General features: G+C 48.5%; 20 protein-coding genes and 1 other RNA gene. 19 read left to right on the forward strand and 2 right to left on the reverse strand.

Annotated elements, in window-relative coordinates; translation table 11 throughout:
* Positions 1 to 47 precede the first annotated feature (47 nt).
* The 16 genes from lpdA (at position 48) to lpxC (ending at position 18,737) form a co-directional block, all read left to right on the forward strand.
* Positions 48 to 1,475, forward strand: a complete 1,428-nt coding sequence (gene lpdA / locus EPB59_RS01505; protein ID WP_000031534.1) for a dihydrolipoyl dehydrogenase — start codon at positions 48 to 50, stop codon at positions 1,473 to 1,475.
* 174 nt (positions 1,476 to 1,649) lie between these two features.
* Positions 1,650 to 2,051: RNase P RNA component class A (rnpB, locus tag EPB59_RS01510), an RNA gene on the forward strand.
* 181 nt (positions 2,052 to 2,232) lie between these two features.
* A complete protein-coding gene (gene rsmH, locus EPB59_RS01515; RefSeq protein ID WP_000127221.1) occupies positions 2,233 to 3,183 on the forward strand; it encodes a 16S rRNA (cytosine(1402)-N(4))-methyltransferase RsmH in 951 nt (316 codons plus the stop codon).
* Positions 3,184 to 3,192: 9 nt separating this feature from the next.
* Positions 3,193 to 3,513, forward strand: coding sequence for a cell division protein FtsL (ftsL, locus tag EPB59_RS01520; protein ID WP_001137974.1), 321 nt, complete (start codon positions 3,193 to 3,195; stop codon positions 3,511 to 3,513).
* Positions 3,510 to 5,255: a penicillin-binding transpeptidase domain-containing protein gene (locus EPB59_RS01525; protein ID WP_055051492.1), complete on the forward strand. Its 1,746-nt coding sequence runs from the start codon at positions 3,510 to 3,512 to the stop codon at positions 5,253 to 5,255. Before ftsL ends, EPB59_RS01525 begins: the two co-directional genes overlap by 4 nt.
* Positions 5,256 to 5,271: 16 nt before the next feature.
* Positions 5,272 to 6,759 carry a UDP-N-acetylmuramoyl-L-alanyl-D-glutamate--2,6-diaminopimelate ligase gene (gene murE, locus EPB59_RS01530; RefSeq protein ID WP_154171393.1) on the forward strand — a complete coding sequence of 496 codons (1,488 nt, stop codon included), beginning with the start codon at positions 5,272 to 5,274 and terminating at the stop codon, positions 6,757 to 6,759.
* Positions 6,756 to 8,117 (forward strand): UDP-N-acetylmuramoyl-tripeptide--D-alanyl-D-alanine ligase, encoded by a 1,362-nt coding sequence (locus tag EPB59_RS01535; RefSeq protein WP_154171394.1) that lies wholly within the window; start codon positions 6,756 to 6,758, stop codon positions 8,115 to 8,117. Before murE ends, EPB59_RS01535 begins: the two co-directional genes overlap by 4 nt.
* On the forward strand, positions 8,114 to 9,196 hold the full coding sequence (gene mraY, locus EPB59_RS01540; protein ID WP_055051489.1) for a phospho-N-acetylmuramoyl-pentapeptide-transferase: 1,083 nt from the start codon (positions 8,114 to 8,116) through the stop codon (positions 9,194 to 9,196). The genes EPB59_RS01535 and mraY overlap by 4 nt, the downstream gene beginning before the upstream one ends.
* A 23-nt stretch (positions 9,197 to 9,219) precedes the next feature.
* A complete protein-coding gene (murD, locus tag EPB59_RS01545) occupies positions 9,220 to 10,542 on the forward strand; it encodes a UDP-N-acetylmuramoyl-L-alanine--D-glutamate ligase (protein WP_154171395.1) in 1,323 nt (440 codons plus the stop codon).
* 16 nt (positions 10,543 to 10,558) lie between these two features.
* Positions 10,559 to 11,755 (forward strand): cell division protein FtsW, encoded by a 1,197-nt coding sequence (gene ftsW / locus EPB59_RS01550; protein ID WP_032469982.1) that lies wholly within the window; start codon positions 10,559 to 10,561, stop codon positions 11,753 to 11,755.
* Positions 11,742 to 12,803 (forward strand): undecaprenyldiphospho-muramoylpentapeptide beta-N-acetylglucosaminyltransferase, encoded by a 1,062-nt coding sequence (gene murG / locus EPB59_RS01555; RefSeq protein ID WP_154171396.1) that lies wholly within the window; start codon positions 11,742 to 11,744, stop codon positions 12,801 to 12,803. The genes ftsW and murG overlap by 14 nt, the downstream gene beginning before the upstream one ends.
* Positions 12,804 to 12,816: 13 nt before the next feature.
* Positions 12,817 to 14,277 carry a UDP-N-acetylmuramate--L-alanine ligase gene (gene murC / locus EPB59_RS01560; RefSeq protein ID WP_154171397.1) on the forward strand — a complete coding sequence of 487 codons (1,461 nt, stop codon included), beginning with the start codon at positions 12,817 to 12,819 and terminating at the stop codon, positions 14,275 to 14,277.
* 180 nt (positions 14,278 to 14,457) lie between these two features.
* Entirely contained in the window at positions 14,458 to 15,240 is a 783-nt protein-coding gene (locus tag EPB59_RS01565; RefSeq protein WP_000608983.1) for a cell division protein FtsQ/DivIB, read from the forward strand.
* Positions 15,233 to 16,495: a cell division protein FtsA gene (gene ftsA, locus EPB59_RS01570; RefSeq protein WP_055051485.1), complete on the forward strand. Its 1,263-nt coding sequence runs from the start codon at positions 15,233 to 15,235 to the stop codon at positions 16,493 to 16,495. Before EPB59_RS01565 ends, ftsA begins: the two co-directional genes overlap by 8 nt.
* 30 nt (positions 16,496 to 16,525) lie before the next feature.
* The gene (gene ftsZ / locus EPB59_RS01575; protein WP_055051484.1) at positions 16,526 to 17,722 is read left to right on the forward strand and encodes a cell division protein FtsZ; all 1,197 of its coding nucleotides are present in this window, start codon (positions 16,526 to 16,528) and stop codon (positions 17,720 to 17,722) included.
* 97 nt (positions 17,723 to 17,819) lie between these two features.
* The gene (gene lpxC / locus EPB59_RS01580) at positions 17,820 to 18,737 is read left to right on the forward strand and encodes a UDP-3-O-acyl-N-acetylglucosamine deacetylase (protein ID WP_154171398.1); all 918 of its coding nucleotides are present in this window, start codon (positions 17,820 to 17,822) and stop codon (positions 18,735 to 18,737) included.
* 104 nt (positions 18,738 to 18,841) lie between these two features.
* On the opposite strand, the gene EPB59_RS01585 is transcribed toward lpxC, so the two are convergent.
* The gene (locus EPB59_RS01585; protein ID WP_154171399.1) at positions 18,842 to 19,315 is read right to left on the reverse strand and encodes a DUF721 domain-containing protein; all 474 of its coding nucleotides are present in this window, start codon (positions 19,313 to 19,315) and stop codon (positions 18,842 to 18,844) included.
* Between the two features lie 353 nt (positions 19,316 to 19,668).
* Between EPB59_RS01585 and secA the strand changes: the two genes are divergently transcribed.
* The 3 genes from secA to dapB all read left to right on the forward strand — a co-directional run bounded on the left by secA (position 19,669) and on the right by dapB (position 23,793).
* A complete protein-coding gene (secA, locus tag EPB59_RS01590) occupies positions 19,669 to 22,380 on the forward strand; it encodes a preprotein translocase subunit SecA (protein ID WP_154171400.1) in 2,712 nt (903 codons plus the stop codon).
* Between the two features lie 90 nt (positions 22,381 to 22,470).
* Positions 22,471 to 22,869 (forward strand): 8-oxo-dGTP diphosphatase MutT, encoded by a 399-nt coding sequence (gene mutT, locus EPB59_RS01595; protein ID WP_154171401.1) that lies wholly within the window; start codon positions 22,471 to 22,473, stop codon positions 22,867 to 22,869.
* 114 nt (positions 22,870 to 22,983) lie between these two features.
* Entirely contained in the window at positions 22,984 to 23,793 is an 810-nt protein-coding gene (gene dapB / locus EPB59_RS01600; RefSeq protein WP_154171402.1) for a 4-hydroxy-tetrahydrodipicolinate reductase, read from the forward strand.
* Positions 23,794 to 23,886: 93 nt separating this feature from the next.
* Here the strand turns inward: dapB and EPB59_RS01605 are convergent, their stop codons facing one another.
* A complete protein-coding gene (locus EPB59_RS01605; RefSeq protein ID WP_154171403.1) occupies positions 23,887 to 24,102 on the reverse strand; it encodes a 1-deoxy-D-xylulose 5-phosphate reductoisomerase in 216 nt (71 codons plus the stop codon).
* Between the last annotated feature and the right edge of the window lie 129 nt (positions 24,103 to 24,231).

A 24,231-nucleotide genomic window follows, 5' to 3' on the forward strand; every position in this document is an offset into this window, starting at 1 on the left:
TAGAACACCCATCAGCCTGTTAGGGATATTGACTACAAGAGGTCGAAATGAGCAAAGAAATTAAAGCCCAAGTCGTGGTGCTTGGTGCCGGTCCTGCTGGTTACTCCGCCGCATTCCGCTGTGCAGACTTAGGTCTGGATACCGTCATCATCGAACGTTACAACACGCTAGGTGGTGTGTGTCTGAACGTTGGTTGTATTCCTTCTAAAGCCCTGCTGCACGTTGCAAAAGTGATTGAAGAAGCTAAAGCGCTGACTGAGCACGGTATTGTGTTTGGCGAGCCAAAAACAGACATCGACAAAGTTCGTCTGTGGAAAGAAAAAGTGATCAATCAGCTTACCGGTGGTCTGGCTGGTATGGCAAAAATGCGTAAAGTGAACGTAGTCAACGGCTACGGTAAATTCACTGGCCCGAACACTATTGAAGTGGAAGGCGAAGAGGGCAAAACTGTCGTAACTTTCGATAACGCGATCGTTGCCGCAGGTTCTCGTCCAATCAAACTGCCATTCATTCCGCATGAAGACCCACGTATTTGGGATTCAACCGATGCGTTGGAACTGAAAGAAGTGCCTGGAAAACTGCTGATCATGGGCGGCGGTATCATCGGTCTGGAAATGGCGACCGTTTATCACTCACTGGGTTCTAAAATTGATGTGGTCGAGATGTTTGACCAGCTTATTCCTGCTGCGGATAAAGATATGGTTAAAGTCTATACCAAACGCATCAAAGATAAGTTCAACCTGATGCTTGAAACCAAAGTGACCGCCGTTGAAGCGAAAGAAGATGGTATCTACGTTTCAATGGAAGGTAAGAGCGCACCAGCACAAGCTGAGCGTTACGATGCGGTTCTGGTTGCGATTGGCCGTGTACCAAACGGTAAACTGCTGGATGCTGAGAAAGCGGGTCTGGAAGTGGACGAGCGTGGCTTTATCCGCGTGGATAAGCAAATGCGCACTAACGTTCCGCACATCTTCGCGATCGGTGACATCGTGGGTCAACCAATGCTGGCACATAAAGGCGTGCATGAAGGCCACGTAGCGGCAGAAGTGATCTCTGGTAAGAAGCACTACTTCGATCCCAAAGTGATCCCATCAATCGCTTACACTGAGCCAGAAGTTGCTTGGGTTGGTAAGACAGAAAAAGAAGCAAAAGCAGAAGGCATCAACTATGAAGTTGCTACTTTCCCATGGGCAGCCTCTGGCCGTGCGATTGCTTCTGACTGTGCAGACGGTATGACTAAGCTGATCTTCGATAAAGAGACTCATCGTGTGATCGGTGGTGCTATCGTAGGTACTAACGGTGGTGAACTGCTGGGTGAAATCGGTCTGGCGATCGAGATGGGCTGTGATGCAGAAGACATCGCACTGACCATCCATGCGCACCCAACTCTGCATGAGTCTGTTGGTCTGGCTGCTGAAGTATTCGAAGGCACCATCACTGACCTGCCAAATGCAAAAGCGAAAAAGAAAAAGTAATTTCTGATCCACTGGTTTGGTTAAACAGTGTTTGATTGAAGAAACCGCTGCTTGCAGCGGTTTTTTTTCGTCTTTGATTCCTAATTGAATGCAAAGTAAGCAGTCAAACCGAGATTTGACTCACTGGCCGATTGTTTCTGGACTCTGCTCACACTTCTCGCTACAATCCGCCGCGGAGTTGACTGGGTAGTCGCTGCCTTATTGACGTCCCTTGGCCTATCGCCAGGGAGACTGATAAGGGGGAGGAAAGTCCGGGCTCCATAGAGCAGGGTGCCAGGTAACGCCTGGGGGGCGCAAGCCTACGACAAGTGCAACAGAGAGCAAACCGCCGATGGCCTCTCCTTCGGGATAGGATCAGGTAAGGGTGAAAGGGTGCGGTAAGAGCGCACCGTGCGGCTGGCAACAGTTCGTAGCAGGGTAAACTCCACCCGGAGCAAGACCAAATAGGCCTCCACATAGCGTTGCTCGCGTTAGGAGGCGGGTAGGTTGCTTGAGCCAGTGAGTGATTGCTGGCCTAGAGGAATGGCTACTACCGCGCAAGCGGAACAGAACCCGGCTTATACGTCGACTCCACCTATTGCAGACCCATCATAGCCTTGTGTTATGGTGGGTTTTTTGCTTTTTGCTGACTCAGGTCGTAGCAAAACCATTAAACTTAGCGCAAAGTCACGTCCTGTATACGCTTATGGCTAGCGGTAGTGTCTGAAATCGGTACACTAACCCATATGACGGGCATGCCCAGCACAACGAGAAAATCATGACTGCATCTTTCCAACACATCTCTGTACTACTGAACGAATCGATTGAAGGATTGGCGATCAAGCCGGATGGTATCTACATCGATGGCACCTTTGGCCGCGGTGGTCACAGTCGCACCATTCTCGCTCAGTTAGGCCCAGAAGGTCGTCTGTACAGCATTGACCGTGATCCACAAGCCATTGCTGAAGCGCAGAAGATTGATGATCCGCGTTTTACCATCGTCCATGGCCCTTTCTCGGGCATTGCGGAATACGCACAGCGTTATGATCTGGTGGGTAAAGTCGATGGAGTGTTGTTCGATCTCGGCGTTTCTTCACCGCAGTTGGATGATGCCGAGCGCGGTTTTAGTTTTATGAAAGATGGTCCACTCGACATGCGCATGGATCCAACCAGTGGTATGCCAGTTTCCGCGTGGTTGGCACAAGCCGACTTGGATGACATCACTTGGGTCATTCGCGAGTTTGGTGAAGATAAACATGCGCGCAGAATTGCCAAAGCCATTGTCGAATATCGGGAAAACGAGCTTAACGAGCCCTTGACGCGTACCAGCCAGTTAGCAAAACTCATCTCCGATGCGGCACCTAAGAGTTTTAAAGAGAAAAAGCACCCTGCCACCCGCGCTTTTCAGGCTTTTCGGATCTACATCAACAGTGAATTAGAAGAGATTGATACCGCATTGCGCGGCGCTTCTGACATTCTGGCTCCACAAGGCCGTTTGTCTGTGATCAGTTTCCATTCACTGGAAGATCGCATGGTGAAACGCTTTATGCGTAAAGAGAGCCAAGGCCCGCAAGTGCCGCACGGTATTCCGTTGACCCAAGATCAAATTCGCGCGTTGGGTAGTGCCAAAATGAAAACCGTGGGTAAGGCACTCAAGCCCTCGGATCAAGAAGTTGAACTCAACCCGCGTTCACGCAGTTCAGTGCTGCGTGTGGCTGAAAAACTGTAGAGGGTTATGATGCCTCGTCAGTCTCCACCGAACCTTGCAAAATTAATTGCTCTCGATCTACTGACCGTAGGTCGGGTGCCTTTGCTGATTTTGGTGCTGATTTTCAGCTGTGCGATGGGCGTGGTATTTATGACTCACCATACAAGGCAGGCGATCAGCGAGAAAGACCAAGCCTTTATGGAGCGTGAACGGCTCGATAACGAGTGGCGTAACCTGATTTTGGAAGAAACCGCTTTGGCTGAGCACAGCCGAGTACAACAATTGGCTAGACAAGATCTGGAGATGAAGCGTCCGGATTCAGACAAAGAAGTCGTGATCAATCTTAAATGAAGAAGAAAGCTACCCCTGCCAAATCCTCTCGTGTGTCTCCCCGTGTCACCACGGCAGAACCTGCGCCCATTTTTATCCGCTGGCGTTTTTATTTACTGTTGTTTTTTGTGTTAACCGCTTTCTGTGCTTTGGTCGCACGGGTGGCATATATCCAAATCATTGAACCTGACAACCTCATTAAAGAGGGTGATTTACGCTCGATTCGCGCCAAAACCTTGCAATCAGCGCGCGGCATTATTTCCGATCGTAATGGTGAAGCATTAGCGGTGAGTGTACCTGTCGAAGCTGTCTGGGCTGACCCTGTGGCAATCTATAAAGAGGGTGGACTGGTCGAGAAAGAACGCTGGTATGCACTCGCCGATGTGCTTGGTTTGGATCGTCAAGAAATGATGAAAAAAATCGAGGATAACCGTGCGCGGCGATTTATCTATCTGCAACGTCAGGTGAGCCCGGCAATGGCGAAATACATCCGCGAATTGAAATTAGCGGGCGTTGGCCTAAAAGAAGAGTCCCGTCGCTATTATCCTGCAGGTGAGGTGAGTGCACACTTAGTTGGCGTGACCGGAATTGACGGCCATGGTCTTGAAGGGGTAGAGCGCAGTTTTGATAGCACGCTCACTGGCGAGTCAGGCAAAAGCGTAACGCGTAAAGATAAGTTTGGGCGAGTGGTGGAAAACATTGCCCTAGAAGAGCGTGAAGAGGGTAAACCCATTCAGCTCACTATAGACCAACGCTTGCAGGCGATCGCTTTTCGCGCCGTGAAACAGGCAATGGCGGATTACCGCGCGACCTCGGCATCGGCGGTGATGTTGGATGTGAAAACGGGGGCTGTGCTGGCGATGGTCAATGCGCCTTCTTACAACCCGAATAATCGCAGTGACTGGCAAAGTTTTAAAATGCGTAACCGCGTGATCACCGATGCATTTGAGCCCGGTTCAACGGTGAAACCTTTTGTGGTGTTAGCCGCGTTGGCTAATGGTGTTGCGGATAAGAACACCATCATCGATACCGGGGATGGCACCATGCAAATTGGCGGTAGCCGCGTGCGTGACACCTCCAAGGTTGGCAAAGCCGATCTCACGCTGATTTTGAAAAAGTCGAGCAACATTGGTGTGGCTAAATTAGCTCTAGAAATGCCATTGGAAGCCTTACTCGGCATGTATAACTCGGTGGGTTTGGGCGAAATCTCTGGGCTTAACTTAGTGGGCGAAACGCTAGGTATTTTCCCGAACCGTCGCCGCTGGTCACAGTTTGAAATCGCGACCTTGTCGTTTGGCTATGGTTTGGCGATCACACCCATCCAACTGGCTCACGCCTATGCCACGTTAGGCAATCATGGCAAATATCAGCCGATTCACGTTGTAGAAGGGAATCGGCTCGGTGAACCTCGCCAGGTGGTAGATGCTAAATACGTCAATCAAGTGCTCGAAATGTTGGAAACGGTGACGCAACCCGGCGGTACGGCAACCCGTGCGGCGGTTCCGGGGTATCGCATTGCGGCCAAATCTGGTACGTCACGTAAAGCGATTGCGGGTGGTTATAGTGATGAATATTTCGCCTATACCGCAGGGGTGGCTCCGGTGAGCGACCCAAGAATTTCACTGGTGGTCATGGTTAACGAGCCGCAAGGCGACTCTTACTATGGCGGCGCAGTGGCCGGTCCGGTTTTCTCGGAAATCATGAAAGGCGCATTACAAATCCTCAATATTGCTCCGGATGAAAACCGCTTCCAAAACAAATAATAGTGTGAGATGAAACATGAACACGCAGACAGCGCTCTCCGAACTGATCGCTCCTTGGCTAGAGTTGACTGACCCTAAGTTGGCGTCTCTGGTCATTACTCATTTAGAACTGGATAGCCGCCAGATTAAGAGCGGTGATACCTTTGTTGCCATTCAAGGCCATGCGGTCGATGGTCGCCAATTTATTGATAAAGCCATCGCACAAGGTGCTAATGCCGTGCTGGCAGAAGCGGATGCTCACCACGCTCATGGGCAGGTTGAGTACCGTGAAGCAGTACCTGTGATGTATTTGAGCGAGCTTGATCAGCATTTGTCGGAAATGGCAGGACGTCTGTATGGCGGCCACCATAATCAACTGATTGGCGTAACGGGTACCAATGGTAAAACGACCATCACACAACTGATTGCTCAGTGGCTAGAATTGCTAGGCCATAAGGCAGCAGTGATGGGTACCACGGGGAACGGTTTTTTAAATGCGCTTGAACCTGCGGCCAATACCACAGGCAATGCGTTGCAAATTCAAGCCACACTGAGCGATTTAGCTGAACGCGGCGCGCAATATACGGCGCTGGAAACCTCGTCTCATGGTTTAGTGCAAGGGCGAGTGAAAAAGCTCCATTTTGTGGCCGGTGTCTTTTCCAATTTGAGTCGTGACCATTTGGATTATCACGGCACGATGGAGGCCTACGCGGCTGCGAAACTCTCCCTATTTAGCGAGCATGCCTGCCAAAACGCGATTATTAATGTCGATGATGCGGTCGGCGCGCAATGGGTCAAACAGCTGCCGCAGGCGATCGGGGTTTCCTTGGTCGCGAAACCGGATACGGCGCAAGCCATTTGGGCGCGTCAAGTGGCATACGCCGAAAGCGGCATCACGCTGGATTTTGACAGCTCATGGGGTGAAGGCGAACTGCACGCGCCACTTATTGGCGAGTTTAACGCCTGTAACTTATTGCTCGCATTCGCAACCTTGCTCAGCTTGGGTTTTGAGAAAAGTGCACTGCTCGCCACTGCGCCAAAGCTGCGTCCAGTATTAGGGCGAATGGAGCTGTTCCAACGTGAGCACAAAGCCAAAATAGTGGTCGATTATGCACACACACCTGATGCATTAGAAAAAGCGTTGCGCGCGTTACGTGTGCATTGTGTTGGTCAGTTGTGGGCGATTGTGGGTTGTGGTGGCGATCGCGACCGTGGTAAGCGCCCGATGATGGCCGCGATTGCCGAGCAGTTTGCTGATCGGGTGATCCTGACCGATGACAATCCGCGCAGTGAATCGCCGCAAGCGATTGTGGCGGATATGGTGGCAGGACTGATTCACCCTGCACGCGCTCATATCGAACATCAACGTTTTCAAGCCGCGAGTTATGCGCTCCAACATGCAGGAGCGCAAGATATCATCCTGCTCGCGGGCAAAGGACATGAAGATTATCAGGTGCTGGCCAACGAAACGATTCACTACTCGGATCGGGAAACCGCCCAACAGTTACTGGAGTTACACCCATGATCCGCGTAATGCTTTCACAGCTTTGTTCGGTATTGAATGCTCGCTTAATCGGCGCCGATCGCGCGATCAGCGCCGTATCGACGGACAGTCGTACTATTCCCGCCGAAGCGCTGTTTGTTGCCTTGGTCGGTGAGCGTTTTGATGCGCACGATTTTGCTTCTCAAGCGGTAACCGGTGGCGCAGTGGCGCTGTTGGTTGAGCGTGAGCTCGATGCAGACTGTTCACAACTGGTTGTTGCCGATACCAAACAAGCCTTAGGTCAACTGGGGGCTTGGGTACATGCTCAGTGCCAAACACCCACTGTGGCGATCACCGGAAGTTGTGGCAAAACCACGGTAAAAGAGATGGTGGCGAGCATTTTAAGCCAAAAAGGCCAAGTGCTGTATACCCAAGGGAACTTCAATAACGACATCGGCGTTCCACTGACTTTGCTGCGTTCAACCGTCGAAGATGATTATGCGGTGATTGAGCTCGGTGCCAATCATATTGGTGAGATTGCCTACACCACGGCTTTGGTTAAACCGGATGTGGCGTTAGTCAATAACGTGGCCGCCGCGCACTTGGAAGGTTTTGGTTCGATTGAAGGTGTTAAACGTGCCAAAGGCGAAATTTACCAAGGCTTACGCGAAGGTGCGGTCGCGATTGTGAACCTAGATAGTAATGGTGGCGAGCACTGGAAAACAGTTCTGGCTGACAAAACCGTGAAAACATTTTCCGCGACCGATCACAATGCTGACTTTTATCCACGCGATGTGCGGTTAAATGCGCTCGGTGTGGCTAGTTTTACTTTGGTAATGCCAATCGGTGAAGTGGACGTTGAGTTGGGTATTATTGGTCAACACAACGTAGCCAATGCTTTGGCGGCGGCGGCGTTATCACTGGAAATGGGCGCAAGCTTGGCGGAAATTGCTCACGGTTTGGCGCATTTATCCAAAGTGAAAGGCCGAGTTGATCTGACTCACCTGCGTGACGATATCACTCTGATTGATGACAGCTACAACGCCAGTGTGCCGGCCATGAAAGCCGCAGTGGACCTGTTGGGCAGCTTTTCAGCAGTACGTTGGTTAATTTTGGGCAATATGGCGGAGTTAGGTGATGAAAGCCTTGCACTTCACCAACAAGTCGGTGAACATGCTGCACCATTCAGTTTTGAGTTTGTCCTGACGTATGGCAAGGACGCAAAAGTGATCAGCGACCTTTGCCAAGGGCATCACTTTGCTACCCATCAGGACATGATGACATTTATTGAGCAGCACATAGAACAACAACAGGGTCGCGCTCAAGTATTGTTGGTGAAAGGTGCCAACAGTGCAGGGATGAGTAAGATTGCGGCTGCTCTCAAGGAGAAATTTGCATGATTATTTGGCTTGCTGAACTGCTCCAGCCATATTTTTCGTTTTTCCGTCTATTCGAATATCTCTCATTTCGCGCTATCGTCAGCATCCTGACTGCGCTTGGGATTTCGTTGTGGATGGGGCCACGTATGATCAGACGCTTGCAGATGTTGCAGATCGGCCAAGTTGTACGTAATGAAGGGCCAGAATCTCACTTTAGTAAACGTGGTACTCCGACCATGGGCGGCGTGATGATCCTCGCCGCCATCACCATTACTGTGCTGTTGTGGGCCGATCTGACTAACCCTTATGTTTGGGCTGTGCTTGCGGTACTGCTCGGTTACGGTGCGGTTGGTTTTGTGGATGATTACCGCAAAGTGGTACGCAAAAATACCGATGGCTTGATCGCGCGTTGGAAATACTTCTGGCAATCTGCGATTGCTTTAGTGGTTGCTTTTGCGCTCTATGCCCATGGTCAAGATACCGCGGCAACGCAGCTAGTGGTGCCTTTCTTTAAAGACGTGATGCCACAACTGGGCTTGATGTACATCGTGTTGACCTATTTTGTGATTGTCGGAACCAGTAACGCGGTGAACTTGACCGATGGTCTAGATGGTTTGGCGATTATGCCGACTGTGTTGGTGTCTGCTGGTTTTGCGGTCATTGCATGGGCAACTGGCAACGTTAATTTTGCCAACTATCTGCACATTCCTTATATCCCACATACTTCTGAACTGGTCGTGGTGTGTACCGCGATGGTTGGTGCAGGCTTAGGCTTCTTGTGGTTTAACACTTACCCTGCTCAAGTGTTTATGGGTGATGTTGGCGCGTTGGCATTAGGTGGTGCGTTAGGCACTATCGCGGTACTGGTTCGCCAAGAGTTCGTGTTAGTGATCATGGGCGGTGTGTTCGTGATGGAAACCCTATCAGTGATTTTGCAAGTCGGTTCTTACAAGCTGCGTGGACAACGCATCTTCCGTATGGCACCGATTCACCATCACTACGAATTAAAAGGCTGGCCAGAACCACGCGTGATCGTGCGTTTTTGGATCATCTCTATCGTTTTAGTATTGATTGGCTTAGCGACACTCAAAGTACGCTAAGTGGATTAAGGATGTAAATTTCAATGGACCGTTGGCAAGGCATACAGCATGTGGTCGTCGTAGGGCTCGGGATTACCGGGCTCTCTGTCGTTAATTATCTGCGAAAATATCATCCGTCAGTGACTATTCAGGTCATTGATACTCGTGCAACGCCACCGGGGCAAGAGCAGCTTCCAGCTGAAGTAGCACTGCATTGTGGCGGTTGGAATCTTGAGTGGTTACTCAGTGCCGATTTGGTGGTCACCAATCCGGGCATTGCGTTGGCGACTGCTGAGATTCAACAAGTGCTTGCGGCTGGCATTTCCGTGGTCGGTGATATTGAGCTGTTTGCATGGCATGTGGATAAGCCCGTCATCGCAATCACTGGCTCGAATGGCAAAAGTACCGTAACCGATTTGAGTGGTGTACTGGCCAAGGCAGCAGGAGTGAAAGCCGCGGTAGGTGGCAACATTGGTGTGCCTGCACTGGATTTGATTTCTCCAGAAGTTGAACTGTATGTGCTTGAGCTATCGAGTTTCCAACTTGAAACCACCTCTAGCTTAAAACTGAAAGCCGCTGCGTTTCTCAATCTGTCTGAAGATCACATGGATCGCTATCAGGGGATGGAGGACTACCGCCAAGCCAAACTGCGCATTTTCGATCATGCCGAAACCGCAGTGGTGAATGCCGATGATGTGCAGACGTTTCCTGATCATGCGGCGCATCTGCAAGTGGTGACGTTTGGTGTTGAGCAAGCTGCACAATTTAGCGTAGCGGAACATCAAGGTCGTGAATATCTCTTTGCACGCGATGAAGCCGTGATGGCGTGTGCTGAGCTGAGTTTGGTTGGCCGTCATAACGTGGCAAACGTACTGACTGTGTTGGCTTTGCTTGATTCAGCAGGAGTAAGCAGCCGTTTAGCTTTGGATGCACTGAAGTCTTACACGGGTTTGACACACCGCTGCCAAGTGGTTGCCGATAATCACGGTATTAAATGGGTCAATGATTCTAAAGCGACCAACGTAGCAAGTACGCAGGCGGCTCTGTCAGGTCTTAAAATCGAAGGGCAACTCTATTTACTGGTCGGTGGGGTTGGTAAAGGTGCTGATTTCTCACCACTTGCTCCGATCTTGGCGACATTGCCTGTGCAGTTGTGCTGTTTTGGTGTGGATGGTGACAAGTTTATGTCGCTGCACCCTTCAGCTCGTTTTTATGACTCGATGGAGAGCATTATTCGCTCGATTCGTCCACAGTTGAAAAGCGGCGATATGGTTCTGCTTTCTCCTGCTTGTGCGAGCTTTGATCAATTCAAAAATTTTATGGCGCGTGGGGATATTTTTGCCCAACTCGCTCGGCAATACGCCTAACAACAGGTAGTTCAGCTTGTTTTTATCCAGACCTTTTACAAAACTTCGCCACTGGCTGAGCTCGGCTTCGCCAGAGGCTCTGTTTGACCGCCAATTGGTCTGGATTGCGTTTGGCTTGATGCTGATTGGTCTCGTAATGGTGACATCTGCTTCTTTTCCAATCAGCTCTCGCCTGACTGATCAACCTTTCCACTTTATGTTCCGTCACGCCATCTTTCTACTATTGGCTCTTGTCACCTCCAGTTTGGTACTGCAGGTTCCGTTAGAGCGTTGGATGAAATACAGCTCACTGCTACTCGGGATCTCCTTTTTTTTGTTGGTTGTGGTGCTGGTAGCGGGTAAATCGGTGAACGGTGCATCACGTTGGATCCCGTTAGGGTTGTTTAACCTTCAACCTGCGGAAGTGGCCAAGCTGTCACTATTTATTTTCATGTCTGGTTATTTGGTGCGCAAACATGACGAAGTTCGTCAGACGTTTTTTGGCGGATTTTTAAAACCGATCATGGTGTTTGGTACGCTCGCCGTATTGCTGCTTGGGCAGCCAGACTTGGGAACGGTGATCGTAATGTTGGTCACGCTGTTTGGCATGTTGTTTATCGCAGGTGCGAAACTCTCCCAGTTTTTGGCATTAATGGTCGCAGGCGTACTGGCGGTGGTCGCCTTGATTGCTGCAGAACCCTATCGTATTCGTCGTGTGACTTCCTTTCTTGACCCATGGGAAGATCCGTTCGGCAGTGGCTATCAGCTCACTCAATCTTTGATGGCGTTTGGCCGTGGTGAATGGTTTGGGCAAGGCTTGGGCAATTCGATTCAAAAGCTCGAATACTTACCCGAAGCGCACACCGACTTTGTGTTTGCCGTATTGGCCGAAGAACTCGGTTTTGTTGGCGTGGTATTAGTGCTGGTGTTGATTTTTAGCTTGGTACTGAAAGCCATTTTTATTGGTAAGAAAGCCTTCCAACATGATCAGCAGTTTGGCGGTTATCTCGCGTTTGGTATTGGTATTTGGTTTGCTTTCCAAACCTTGGTTAACGTTGGTGCAGCGGCAGGTATGGTTCCGACTAAAGGTCTAACGCTACCGCTGATCAGTTACGGTGGTTCTAGTTTAATTATTATGTCAGTGGCGGTGTCGATTTTACTGCGTATCGATCATGAATGCCGTTTAGCGGATCGCCACACACCAGAAGAAATCACAGTTGATGAACAAGAATAAAAAATTAATGGTGATGGCCGGAGGTACTGGCGGTCACGTGTTTCCCGGTTTAGCCGTGGCGAAACAACTACAGCAACAAGGCTGGCAAATTCGTTGGTTGGGAACGGCTGACCGAATGGAAGCGGACTTGGTTCCTAAACACGGCATTGAGATTGACTTTATTCAGGTCAAAGGGCTGCGTGGTCAAGGATTTATGCGTTTGCTCAAAGCGCCGTTCCAAATTGTGAATGCGATTTTGCAAGCGCGCCGCCATTTACTGGCTTATCAGCCTGATGCGGTACTCGGTATGGGCGGCTATGTGAGTGGTCCTGGTGGTATTGCCGCTTGGCTACTGGGTATTCCCGTGGTGCTGCATGAACAAAATGCCGTTGCGGGTTTAACCAATCAATGGTTGGCAAAAATTGCTCGCCGTGTGTTTCAAGCGTTCCCAGGAGCATTCACTGACGCGCCTGTAGTGGGTAACCCAGTACGTCAAGATGTGGTGCAACTTGACGAGCCAGAGCAACGTTTTGCGCAGCGTAGTGGTGCGATCCGAATTTTGGTGATGGGCGGTAGCCAAGGCGCTCGCATTTTGAATCAAACTATGCCAGCGGTAATGGCAGCGCTAGGTGAGGGGTATGAAATCCGTCATCAAGCAGGAAAAAACAGCCAACAAGAAGTCGCAGAGGCTTATGCGGCAGCTGATGTTGTGGACGCACAAGTTACCGAATTTATCGACGATGTGGCAGAGGCCTATAGCTGGGCGGACTTACTGATTTGTCGTTCAGGTGCATTGACGGTTTCTGAAGTGTCGGCAGCGGGAGTCGGTGCAATTTTTATCCCTTTCATGCATAAAGATCGCCAGCAAGCACTCAACGCTGATCATTTAGTGGCCTGTGGAGCCGCCAAAATGATTGAACAGCCCGATTTGAGCGTGGAAAAGCTCGCTCAAATGGTACGCCAACTCGATCGAACACAATTATTGTCTATGGCACAGCAGGCGCGCCAAGCTGCCAAATTAGATGCTGACAAGGTGGTGGCGCAAGCGATCATCGCCATTACAGAATAACGAGAACAGAATTATGACGATTAAACACACTCAAGATCTTGCCCAAATTCGCGCTATGGTGCCGGAGATGCGCCGTGTTAAAGCGATCCACTTTATTGGTATCGGTGGGGCAGGAATGAGCGGGATTGCCGAAGTGCTGCTCAACGAAGGCTACCAAATTTCAGGTTCCGACTTAGCGGCAAATCCAGTCACTGAGCGATTAGCGGAAAAAGGTGCGACGATTTTTATTGGCCATGAAGCGCAGAATATCGAACGTGCCAGCGTAGTGGTGGTTTCCACCGCCATCAATGAACAGAATCCTGAAATCCAAGCTGCACGTGAAAAGCGCATCCCGATTGTACGCCGCGCCGAAATGCTGGCTGAACTGATGCGTTTTCGTCACGGTATCGCAGTCGCCGGAACCCATGGCAAAACCACTACCACGGCACTGGTGACACAGATTTATTCTGAAGCGGGATTGGATCCTACCTTTGTGAATGGCGGTTTGGTAAAAAGTGCTGGCACCAATGCGCGCTTAGGTTCTAGCCGTATTTTGATCGCTGAAGCAGATGAGAGTGATGCGTCATTCCTGCATCTGCAACCTATGGTGACCATTGTCACCAATATCGAAGCCGATCATATGGATACTTACGGCGGCGATTTTGAAAACCTTAAACAGACCTTTATCGACTTTCTGCATAACCTGCCTTTTTACGGCCAAGCGATTTTGTGTATTGATGATCCGGTGATTCGTGAGCTTATTCCGCGTGTTAGCCGCCAAGTGATCACTTATGGATTCTCAGAAGATGCCGACGTGCGTATTGAAAATTACCGCCAGAATGGTCAGCAGGGCCAATTTACCGTGGTACGTAAAGGCAAAGCGAATTTAGATATCACATTGAATATTCCTGGGCGTCATAATGCACTTAATGCATCAGCGGCTATTGCGGTTGCGACCGAAGATGACATCAGCGATGAAGCGATTTTACGTGCTATGGCCAATACCCAAGGCACTGGCCGTCGTTTTGATCATCTAGGTGAGTTTGAAACTGGCAATGGAGTGGCAATGCTGGTGGATGATTACGGTCACCACCCAACCGAAGTGGATGTGACGATTAAAGCGGCGCGTAATGGCTGGGCTGAAAAACGTTTAGTGATGATTTTCCAGCCGCATCGTTACACTCGAACGCGCGATCTGTATGATGATTTTGCCAACGTACTTGAGCAAGTCGATGTGCTGATCATGCTGGATGTCTATTCAGCCGGTGAAAAACCAATTGCTGGTGCTGATGGGCGATCCTTGTGTCGTACAATTCGTAGCCGAGGCAAAATTGACCCGATCTTTGTGCCGGATAGCCAAACTTTACCTGCTGTACTTGCCAATATCTTGCAAGAGGGTGACTTAGTATTGACGCAAGGTGCCGGTGATGTCGGGAAAGTAGCAAGACATTTAGCGGCGCTTGAGCTCAATATTGCGAACATGCAGCAGATATAAAGCAAGCTAAAGGTTGTCTCATTGGTGAATTCCTTGGTATCAAGCCCAGATTTCTGATGTTGGGTATTTGATACTTTGGATCACCTCAGTATAATCCGGAGGTTAAAGTCATTGCTTTTACCTCTATGACGCAACGAAATAGGGAATCAAATTGCCAGTCGTTAACAGGAACACCGGGCTTTGATCAACAAGGTACTTTTAGAAGGCCGTAGAATCACCCGCTCACCACAAGTGAAACAACATGCCTGTGGTGCGAGTTTTTTTCTGGTGGTGCTATTGCTGATAGGTGGTTTGCTGTATTCGACGATCAGTTGGATGTGGGACGAACAACGTCTTCCCCTCTCGAAACTCGTTTTACAGGGTGACTTACAATATGTTTCCTCCCTCGATGTGCAACGAGTATTAGCGCGCTTGGATCATATCGGGACATTTATGTCGCAAGATATTAATGTTCTGCAAGAGAGTGTGCAGTCGATTCCATGGGTATCACATGCATCGATAAGGAAACAGTGGCCAGATACGATTAAAGTCTATTTAACCGAATATCAGGTCGAAGCATTATGGAATGCGAATGCGTTATTAGATAAAAATGGCACAGTATTTTACGGTGATATTGCGCAAGTTAAAGGCGAACACGTTAAATTATATGGGCCTGATGGCACTGCGCCGCAAGTATTAAAAGCATGGCGAGATTACAACCCGAAATTTGCTCAGCTAGGTTTAAATATCTCTTCATTAGTATTAAATGACCGACGAGCTTGGCAAATTATTCTCGACAATGGTATTCGTCTGGAATTGGGGAAAGAGTCATTAGAAGAACGAATATCGCGCTTCTTTTTGCTCTACAAACAATTAGGTAATAAAGCTGAACAAATCAGCTATATCGACCTCAGGTATGATACTGGAGCCGCGGTGGGTTGGTTCCCTGAACAAGAGTTAACACAAGAGAAAAACGATGACTAAGACTGCCGATGACAACATTATTGTTGGTCTAGACATAGGCACTGCCACCGTCTCCGCTCTCGTGGGTGAAATACTCCCTGATGGTCAGATCAATATTATTGGCGCGGGTAGTAGCCCATCCCGTGGGATGGATAAAGGCGGCGTGAACGACCTTGAATCTGTAGTGAAATCGGTTCAACGTGCGATTGATCAAGCAGAGATGATGGCTGAGTGTAAAATCAGCCAAGTATTCCTTTCGATTTCTGGGCGGCATATTGCCAGCCGTATTGAGAAAGGAATGGGGACGATTTCAGATGAAGAAGTTTCCCAAGAAGATATGGATCGCGCGATCCATACAGCGAAATCGATCAAAATTGGTGAAGAACAGCGTATTCTGCATGTGATTCCGCAAGAATTCACCATAGATTATCAGGAAGGCATCAAGAATCCGCTCGGCTTGTCTGGGGTTCGCATGGAAGTGAGTGTGCACCTGATCACTTGTCATAATGATATGGCAAGAAACATTATCAAAGCGGTTGAGCGCTGTGGACTAAAAGTTGAACAATTAGTCTATTCCGGTTTAGCTGCAAGTAATGCTGTAATTACCGAAGATGAGCGTGAACTGGGTGTCTGTGTGGTTGATATCGGCGCAGGCACCATGGATATCGCAATCTGGACTGGCGGAGCGTTACGTTACACCGAGGTCTTTTCCTACGCAGGAAATGCCGTTACTAGCGATATCGCGTTTGCCTTTGGTACGCCAGTTAGTGATGCGGAAGAGATCAAAGTTAAATATGGTTGTGCGTTGAGTGAGTTAGTCAGCAAAGACGATACGGTTAATGTTCCCAGTGTTGGTGGACGCCCGTCGCGAAGTTTACAGCGACAAACCTTGTCGGAAGTGATTGAGCCTCGCTACACTGAGCTAATGGGTTTGGTTAACCAAACGGTGGATTCGGTGCAAGAGTCCTTACGTAAAGAAGGTATCAAGCATCATTTGGCTGCCGGTGTTGTGCTCACTGGTGGTGCAGCACAAATTGAAGGTTTAGTGGCATGCGCAGAACGCGTATTCCGCAATCAAGTTAGGGTAGGTAAGCCGCTGGAAGTGAGTGGCCTTACCGACTACGTAAAAGAGCCGTATCATTCTACGGCAGTGGGATTACTTCATTACGCAAGAGATAGTCAAATCAGCGACGATACTGAATATCAAGAACCCAAACGACCGTCAATGACAGGTTGGATAGGCCGCTTGCGCAACTGGATACAAAAAGAGTTTTAACCTGAGAGACAGGAAAAACGGAGATAACACATGTTTGAACCGATGATGGAAATGTCTGACGATGCGGTAATCAAAGTCGTTGGAGTAGGTGGTGGCGGCGGTAACGCTGTTGAACACATGGTGCGTGAATCCATCGAAGGTGTGGAATTCATGAGTATCAATACCGATGCTCAGGCACTGCGCAAAACAAGCGTTGGTACTGTCATTCAGATTGGTGGCAATATCACTAAAGGTCTAGGTGCGGGCGCTAACCCACAAGTGGGGCGTGATGCAGCACTAGAAGATAAAGAACGCATTAAAGAATTCCTTACTGGTGCCGATATGGTGTTTATCGCAGCAGGTATGGGTGGCGGTACAGGAACCGGAGCTGCACCAGTGATTGCCGAAGTGGCAAAAGAGCTGGGCATTTTGACGGTTGCTGTAGTAACTAAACCTTTCAGCTTTGAAGGCAAAAAGCGTTTGGCTTTTGCTGAGCAGGGAATTGAAGAGCTGTCTAAGCACGTTGATTCACTGATCACGATTCCAAACGAAAAACTGCTCAAAGTATTGGGTCGTGGTATCACGTTACTGGAAGCCTTTGCGAGCGCGAACAACGTACTTAAAAATGCAGTGCAAGGCATCGCTGAACTGATTACTCGCCCAGGCATGATTAACGTCGACTTTGCGGACGTGCGTACTGTGATGTCGGAAATGGGTCATGCCATGATGGGTAGCGGTGTTGCAAGAGGTGAAGATCGCGCGGAAGAAGCTGCTGAAATGGCGATTTCTAGCCCGCTGCTGGAAGACATCGATCTCGCTGGTGCGCGTGGTGTTCTTGTGAACATTACTGCAGGTTTAGATATGCGACTGGATGAATTCGAAACTGTCGGCAATACTGTTAAAGCCTTTGCTTCTGACAATGCAACCGTAGTGATCGGTACTTCGTTAGATCCAGATATGGCTGATGAAATTCGTGTAACCGTAGTGGCTACGGGTATCGGCACCGAGAAAAAACCTGATATTACGTTAGTAGCAGGTGGTAAAGCTAAAGTGGCTGCAGTATCGGCTCCAGTTGCCTCTCGAGTGGAAGAAAAAGTGGCTCAGCCTTTGCATGAAAGAGTTGAAGTGAAAACTCAACCAGCAGCAGCGCCATCACACTCTTCGGCAAGTCAGAGTGTCGCGCCAAAGCCAGAAAAAGAGAGCGGATATCTTGATATTCCGGCTTTCCTGAGACGTCAAGCTGACTAAAATATCAGCGTAATTTGACAGTGTTCAGAATTCTGGTAGGATGTCGGTCGGTGTTGTGCCGGCCGTTCATTGTGGCTAAATAAATCGAGGCAACTAGATGATCAGACAACGTACTCTGAAAGAAATAGTGAAAACAACTGGGGTGGGCTTACACTCTGGTCGTAAAGTTACGCTGACTCTTCGCCCGGCCGCAGCCAATACGGGGATTGTATATCGTCGTACTGACGTCAACCCACCGGTTGATTTCCCAGCCGATCCGGCTTCTGTGCGTGACACCATGCTCTGCACGGCTCTGGTCAATGACCAAGGTATTCGTATCTCTACCGTAGAGCATCTTAATGCTGCTTTAGCAGGGATGGGGATCGATAACGCGATTATCGAAGTGGACGCACCCGAAATCCCCATTATGGATGGCAGTGCAAGTCCATTTGTTTATCTGCTACAACAAGCAGGTATTGAAACGTTGAATGCACCAAAACGCTTCATCCGTATCAAGAAACCTGTACGCATTGAAGATGGCGATAAGTGGGCGGAATTTGTTCCATTTAACGGCTTCCGTATGGATTTCGAAATTGAGTTCAACCACCCAGCGATTGATGGCGATGACCAACGCCTTGTGTTTGATTTCTCTTCACAAGGGTTTGTGAAAGAAATCTCTCGTGCGCGTACCTTTGGTTTTATGCGTGATATCGAATATCTGCAATCACAAAACCTTTGCTTAGGTGGTAGCTTTGATTGCGCGATCGTGCTGGATGATTACCGTATCCTGAATGAAGAAGGACTGCGTTTCGATAACGAATTTGTGACCCACAAAGTATTGGATGCGATTGGTGACTTGTACATGTCTGGTCATGCGATTGTTGGTGAGTTCCGTGCCTACAAATCAGGTCACGGTTTGAATAACCAACTGCTGCGTGCGGTATTGGCCGATCAAGAAGCATGGGAATGGGCAACCTTCGAAGAAGAAGTGGGTTCCCCTGTAGCTTTTGCTGAGCCTAACATGGTACTCGCGTAAGCCATTTAGAAAGAACAATCATAATAAAGCCAGACTGATGTCTGGCTTTATTTTTTCCATTAAACTCAATGGCATTTAAATGCTATTCGATAAGTGTAACCTGCTCAATCGTCTTTCTGATTTGCTTTGGCTAAACGCGCTAAGCTCTGTAAGCGTTTTTTGACTTTATCTGAGGCTTGATCGGCAATCGCGAGCAGTACATGAGCGGCATTCTCAGATAAGGGTGGGCGAGGATTTGCCGCCGAGGCATCTTCCGAAGGTAGTTTAGTTTGCCGATACAGCTCTGGGTTGACTCGTACTTCGATGCTGATCAAATGGCCAAACCCGTTTTGCCGTAACTGAGTCAAAATATGTAAACGCTCATAATCCACTTTCATTTTAAGTGCTGCACTCGCGGCTTCAAGTACCAAATTTCCCCCTCGTACATTTGCAGCGCGCACTTGGGTTTTTAAGCCTTTGGGTAGGATTTCTTGTAACTGACGATTGATCTGCAAAATCGCTTTCGCATGTTCTTGGATCTGCTTGAGTTTGGATGCCTGAATCAACTCATCGGTAGCGGTAGGGCGGTGATCACGCATCGGATTCTCCTTTGTCTGGTATGACGCTATTCTAACGTGCTTCTTGGCGCATCGAAACGTACATCTTAGTTTGCTGAGATGAATTAAAAATCACGAGAAACCTTGTAAACATTGGGCTTAGTGCACAAAACCGTAAGCTCGTATTCAACAAATCGTAGAGAACCTTGGTTGTTAAGACGAAAATTCCTTAAACTAGGCGGCACTTAATTAACAGCATGCCTTGAAAATAAACGCCGTCATCACAATATCTCACACAGATGACTTATCTCAGTACCCTTAGTTGAAAATAGGTAGAGACTAAAGACATTCCAAGGTCGATAGACAGCGATTTAGCACAGAGAGATTCACAAGAAATGATAACTAAGCTACTGACAAAGGTGATTGGCAGTCGCAATGACCGCACACTGCGCCGTTTACGCAAGATTGTAAAAGAGATTAATAACTACGAACCTGCCTTTGAAGTTCTCTCCGATGAAGAGCTAAAAGCCAAAACAGTAGAATTCCGTCAACGTATTGAACAGGGTGAAAACCTAGACCAACTTCTGCCAGAAGCTTTCGCGACCGTTCGTGAAGCCTCTAAGCGTGTGTTTGGTATGCGCCATTTTGATGTACAGCTGATAGGCGGTATGGTGTTGCACGGTGGCCAAATTGCTGAGATGCGTACGGGTGAAGGTAAAACCTTAACCGCAACGCTGGCTGCTTATCTGAATGCCTTACCGGGTAAAGGTGTGCATATTGTTACGGTTAACGACTACTTGGCTAAACGTGACGCTGAAACTAACCGACCTCTATTTGAATTTCTAGGTATGACGGTGGGTGTGAATATTCCAAACATGCCACAGCCAGCCAAGAAAGAGGCTTACCAAGCCGATATTCTTTACGGAACCAACAACGAATTTGGTTTTGACTACCTGCGCGATAACATGGCATTCCGCCCTGAAGATCGCGTGCAACGTGCTCGCTTCTTTGCGGTAGTCGATGAAGTGGATTCGATCCTAATCGACGAAGCGCGTACCCCACTGATTATTTCAGGTCCTGCAGAAGACAGCTCTGATCTCTATATCCGTATCAACAAGCTGATCCCACAACTGGAAAAGCAAGATAAAGAAGATTCTGAAGAGTACCGCGGTGACGGCCACTTTACGGTTGATGAAAAATCCAAGCAGGTACACCTAACCGAAACAGGCCAAGAGTTCGTGGAAGAACTGCTGGTGAAAAACGGCATGATGCAAGAGGGGGATACGCTTTATTCTCCGGCTAATATTAGCTTGTTACACCATGTGAACGCAGCACTGCGTGCGCATGTGCTGTTTGAAAAGAACGTTGATTACATCGTGACACCAGATGGTGAAGTGGTGATCGTCGATGAACACACCGGCCGTACCATGCCGGGGCGTCGCTGGTCTGACGGTCTGCACCAAGCGGTGGAAGCGAAAGAAGGGGTGAAGATCCAGAACGAAAACCAAACGCTGGCTTCGATCACTTTCCAAAACTACTTCCGTTTGTATGAAAAACTATCCGGTATGACGGGTACTGCTGATACCGAAGCGTTTGAATTCCAACAAATCTACGGTTTGGAAACGGTGGTGATCCCAACCAACAAACCTATGGTGCGTAACGATATGCCAGATGTGGTGTATCGTTCTGAAGCAGAAAAGTTTGCCGCCATCATTGAAGATATCAAACTCCGTGTTGAAAAAGGCCAGCCTGTGCTGGTGGGTACCGTTTCGATTGAAAAATCAGAGCTACTCTCTAATGCTCTGAAAAAAGCAGGCATTAAACACAATGTTCTGAACGCGAAGTTCCACGAAAAAGAAGCGGAAATTGTTGCCGAAGCAGGTAAACCCAGTGCGGTGACTATCGCAACCAACATGGCGGGTCGTGGTACAGATATCGTGTTAGGTGGTAGCTGGCAAGCGAAAGTGGAGAAGCTGGAAAACCCAACCCAAGATCAAATCAATGAAATTAAAGCTGAATGGAAGCAAGTGCACGATCAAGTATTGCAAGCTGGCGGCTTACACATCATTGGTACTGAGCGTCACGAATCTCGCCGTATCGATAACCAGTTACGTGGTCGTTCTGGTCGTCAAGGTGATGCAGGTTCTTCACGTTTCTATCTCTCAATGGAAGATACGTTACTGCGTATTTTCACCTCTGATCGTATGGCGGCATTGATCCAAAGTGGTATGGATGAAGGCGAAGCGATTGAGTCAAAAATGCTCTCTCGCTCGATCGAAAAAGCGCAGCGCAAAGTGGAAGGCCGTAACTTCGATATTCGTAAGCAATTGCTTGAGTATGATGATGTGGCGAACGATCAGCGTAAAGTGGTTTATGAACTGCGTGATGAGCTGATGAGCGCAGATGATATCAGCGACATGATTGCGCAAAACCGCGAAGATGTGCTGAATGCGGTAATGGATGAATACATTCCGCCACAATCTCTGGAAGATATGTGGGATATCAAAGGATTGGAAGATCGTCTGAAGAACGATTTCGATCTGCCTCTGCCGATCCAATCTTGGTTAGATGCTGACAACAAGCTGTATGAAGAAGCGCTACGCGAGCGCATTATTGAGCAAGCGGTTGAGGTTTACAAAGCCAAAGAGCAAGCGGTTAGTCCAGCGGTTATGCGTAACTTTGAAAAATCGGTGATGCTGCAAACACTTGATACTCTTTGGAAGGAGCATTTGGCAGCGATGGATCACTTGCGTCAAGGTATTCATCTACGTGGCTACGCGCAGAAGAATCCGAAACAAGAGTACAAGCGTGAATCGTTTGAGTTGTTTGAAGAGTTACTTGAATCACTCAAATCAGATGTGATCACTGTCTTGTCAAAAGTTCGCGTTCAGCAGCAAGAAGAAGTGGAGCGTATGGAAGCTCAGCGCCGGGCTCAAGCTGAAGAGGCTGCTCGTCATGCTCATGCGCAACACGCAAGCGCTGATGAGATTGAGCAAGAAGAATCGAACCAGCCGATGGTGCGTGATGAGCGTAAAGTGGGGCGTAACGAACCTTGCCCATGCGGTAGCGGTAAAAAATACAAACAGTGTCACGGACAAATTAACTAAACCTGTTTCACCTTATTAAATAAAAGAGTCGCTATGGCGACTCTTTTTACAACTGAAACATACGTCAGCTAGAAACACAGGAGCGACACCTTGAAACGAATCCATATTGTTGCAGGGATCATTTTTAATCCAGACCAGAGCGAAATTTACATCACTAAGCGTCCAGATCATCTTCATAAAGGTGGGTTCTGGGAGTTTCCCGGTGGTAAAGTCGAAGTGGGTGAGAATATTGAGCAAGCCATGGTTCGCGAGCTTGAAGAAGAGATCGGCATTACCGTGACGGAGCAACAGCCATTCCAACACTTTGATTATGACTACACAGATAAATCATTGAGCTTTGATTTTATGTTGGTTACTGCTTTTGACAATCAACCCTATGGCCGTGAGGGACAGCAAGGATGTTGGGTGAAGATTGCAGATTTAGCTAACTACCGTTTTCCTGAAGCGAATGAGCCTGTACTCCAGCAGGTCATTGCTCAGTTTGGTTAAGTGGATTTTTCCTCACTCGGTAAAGTTGTCAGGCTAGCCAGAGTGGAAGATAGTTGGTAGTTTAAGTCTACAAATTGGAACTGCCTGAAGGCAGTGGAGAATGGAGACAGCAAGATGGTTAGAATTGCGATTGCGGGTGCCGCAGGACGTATGGGGCGCAATCTGGTAAAAGCAACGCACCAGAATCCGCTTTCCGAATTGGGTGCAGGCTCTGAGCGTCCAGAATCCTCATTAGTGGGTGTCGATGTTGGCGAGCTGTGCGGTATCGGTAAACAGGGCATTGTTTTAGTCGATAACCTAGAGCAAGCCGTTGAACAGTTTGATGTGATTATTGATTTCACCGCGCCAGTCAGCACCTTGGCTAACTTAGCCTTGTGTGAGCAGCATGGTAAGAAACTGGTGATTGGCACAACGGGCTTTACCGATGCTCAGCGCCAAGCCATTGAACAAGCAGCAAAGAAGATTCCGATTGTCATGGCACCCAACTACAGCGTTGGCGTGAACTTGGTGTTTAAACTGCTGGAAAAAGCGGCCAAGGTGATGGGAGATTACTGCGATATCGAGATTGTTGAAGCTCATCATCGCCATAAAGTCGATGCCCCTTCTGGTACGGCAATTGGGATGGGAGAGGCTATCGCTCATGCGATGGGCAACCAACTGAGTGATGTCGCGGTATATGCGCGAGAAGGAATCACCGGTGAACGTTCACGCAATGAAATTGGTTTTGCCACGATTCGTGCGGGAGACATTATCGGTGAACATACTGCTATGTTCGCCGATATTGGTGAGCGAGTCGAGATTACCCACAAAGCCACCGATCGAATGACCTTTGCTAATGGTGCTGTGAAAGCTGCCATTTGGCTGGCGGAGCAACCCGCCGGTTTCTACACCATGACCGATGTGCTCGGATTGAATGATCTCTAAATACATAATTATGCGCCAGCGAACAGCTGGCGTTTTTTTTATCCTTAAAACTTGATTAAAAATCTTCTCATCCATTTTTAGTGAAAGCTACGCTTATTTTCTTTGTTTTTTGGGTGCTTCGTATGTATTTTGTGTTTTTTGCTCCATTTGTGATTGGAAACTTGACCTGTTAACGATTGCTTTATGTGTGGTTGTTTTTTTGCCACCTGTTTCCATTTTTAAAATGTTCTTTCTCACCGAGTGGGGGATGAATAGACAGGAATGACTGAGTAAAGATGTTTTTTTGATGGTTTTGATGAATAAATCCATCAGAGTCTCGTAAAGATAAATTAAATTTTTAGGCTTGTGTTGACAGCCTCCGATCACATCCCTAGAATATCGCCAATTTGTCTATAGCATCCTAATGCATGTTTTAGTGGCTAGTAGGAAGACGAATTT

This window comes from Vibrio metoecus, from assembly GCF_009665255.1.
In the GTDB taxonomy this organism is placed as follows: Bacteria; Pseudomonadota; Gammaproteobacteria; order Enterobacterales; family Vibrionaceae; genus Vibrio; species Vibrio metoecus_B.